The sequence below is a fragment of the Mesobacillus sp. genome (assembly GCF_049588175.1).
Taxonomy (GTDB): domain Bacteria; phylum Bacillota; class Bacilli; order Bacillales; family Cytobacillaceae; genus Mesobacillus.
Window position 1 is genome coordinate 1 of the sequence record NZ_JBAVFI010000167.1, and the last position, 1,942, is coordinate 1,942.

The 1,942-nt window shown below is 38.9% G+C and carries 2 protein-coding genes and 1 pseudogene; 1 reads left to right on the forward strand and 2 read right to left on the reverse strand.

The genetic code is table 11. The features are described 5' to 3' along the window. Positions 1-41: 41 nt before the first annotated feature. Positions 42-701 (forward strand): hypothetical protein, encoded by a 660-nt coding sequence (locus tag WB217_RS03970; RefSeq protein WP_423990849.1) that lies wholly within the window; start codon positions 42-44, stop codon positions 699-701. Between the two features lie 83 nt (positions 702-784). Here the strand turns inward: WB217_RS03970 and WB217_RS03975 are convergent, their stop codons facing one another. Together WB217_RS03975 and WB217_RS03980 are read right to left on the reverse strand one after the other, a co-directional pair. Then, on the reverse strand, positions 785-1,159 hold the full coding sequence (locus WB217_RS03975; RefSeq protein ID WP_423990851.1) for a hypothetical protein: 375 nt from the start codon (positions 1,157-1,159) through the stop codon (positions 785-787). Positions 1,160-1,164: 5 nt separating this feature from the next. After that, a pseudogene (locus WB217_RS03980) lies at positions 1,165-1,942 on the reverse strand (ParM/StbA family protein); the annotation flags it as partial.

Genomic DNA, 1,942 nt, shown 5'->3' on the forward strand with positions numbered 1-1,942 from the left:
ACGATATGGAGGTGACACTAAGTAATTGAAAGGAGAAAATTATGTTCATTGAGAAAAATGTTATTTCGATTGATGAAAAATTAAGGGATGTGGTTTTTGACGAAATTGGAGAGCTTTATAATTATGCGAATGAGTATTACGGAGAATATTTGCTGGATTTGATAGATGATTTTACAGAAAAAAAGAACCAAGAAGATGATTTATCATCAATGATGATCCCCCATATTATTTCGTGGGCGATTCTATGTCACCGTGTTCGTAATGGCAGCAAAACGATCTTCCAGCAGTATCTTGAATCGCCGGAGTATAAAAGCAGAAGAAGGCCAAAGTTGCATAGGATCATTAGTGAATGGAGGTATACGACGCCTGGTTTCTATTATGTTGAAGAGATTGTTGGCGAAAGGGTCATTGTGCTAACTGATGTTTTTCAGATGAAAGAGAAGCTTGTAGGAGTATACAATGAGGTGTATCACGAGCCTCGGGAAGGAGATATGATTTTTGGGTATTTGCTCCCTGCCGGAGATGGAACTTATTCACCTGTCATTGACTTTTTCCATATCCCTGTTACCCACAAAAGAGATGCGGCTATAAAAATCATCGAGTTTTATAACAAAAAAGCCGTTGCCACAGACCATGAATTCTTCGAAAAATACTATCCGAAAATGCTTTCCCTCATTTTTCGTTTGCTTCAAAAAAAATAATTTTCCATTGATTGGTTGTTTGATACAAATAGACACAATGAAGGACGTGTACGAATGTACCGTCCTTCATTGTATTAATTCAGTTACCCGCCGAATGCGTCAAGGATATCTTCAATGTCTTTCATGTCGAGAAGCTTAGCTGCGTCAGTTTGGTCTTTTCGAAACTTTGGCTTGGCAGCTGGCTGAATTTGGTATACACCATTTTCGAGTATTGCCCTGATATCTGCAAGCTGCTGCAGTATTTCAGCAGAACCCCCGTTTAGAATAGGTTTAGGACTGAGATAGTGATGGAGTGCCGACATAATAAGGTGGTTCAGTGTGCTGTTATCTGCATGGTATTCAATTTGTTCAATGATTTTTGGTGAGACAGCGTAGGATTCACCAGTTTTTACATCAATATATCGTTCAGGGACAGTTATCGCGATCTTATTGTGGTAATCCGTATAAGTGTTTGACATACCGATCATCCTTCAACGGAAATTAATTCCTCGGTATTCTCATGCTGTTTTTTAAGGTGGTTCATTTTGGCTAAGATCATGAGGCCGAAGACATTCAATTTTTCCAGGTTTTCAGGAAAAGTCAGATCAATTGGGCGGCCTTTTTCTGACCATCTTACTGCAGCTTCCTGAATTTGTTTTTGGGCAAGCTTTGCAGCTCCACCTACTGCGATATACCGGGATGCACCTTTGATCTCACTGGAACTGCTTCTGGCACGATCAAAGTGTTCAAGATATTTGATAGCCATGATTTTTAATTGAGGAATCACGTATTTGCTTATATCTTTTCTGACTCCGGCAAAAGGTTCTACATACCATTCTGAGTGTCCAGCGTATAATTTCTCTTCAAGTTCTGATCTTGAATCAAAAGTATATAATTCATTCTTGCTGACTTTTTTTATGATTGTATCCAGGAATAAATTAATTCCAAAATGGTCTCCTTCAACTGAAGCGACCGGCTTATTATTCTTGATGCCTACAAAATCAACAGAGTCACCGCCAAGGTCACCGATTATGATCCCTTTACGTGAATCCTTCACAAGGTTATCGTCCTTTATTGCCAAAGTGTCAATATCCCGAATCAAGCCCAAATAGGCACAAGCTCCTTCCGCACCTACGATAACATCTTTGATTTCTAGCTTTACAGTCAATTCCTTTGGCTCAGGAATGCCAGGAACTTTTTGAAGTGTTATTGTGTGTTTCCCTATTAATCTTTGCTTCAATATATCTTTCTTTTCCTTATAC

Bases quoted from the DNA above. Each gene is read 5' to 3' on its own strand.
- WB217_RS03975 (WP_423990851.1), bottom strand. From the start codon at position 1,159: ATGTCAAACACTTATACGGATTACCACAATAAGATCGCGATAACTGTC.
- WB217_RS03970 (WP_423990849.1), top strand. From the start codon at position 42: ATGTTCATTGAGAAAAATGTTATTTCGATTGATGAAAAATTAAGGGAT.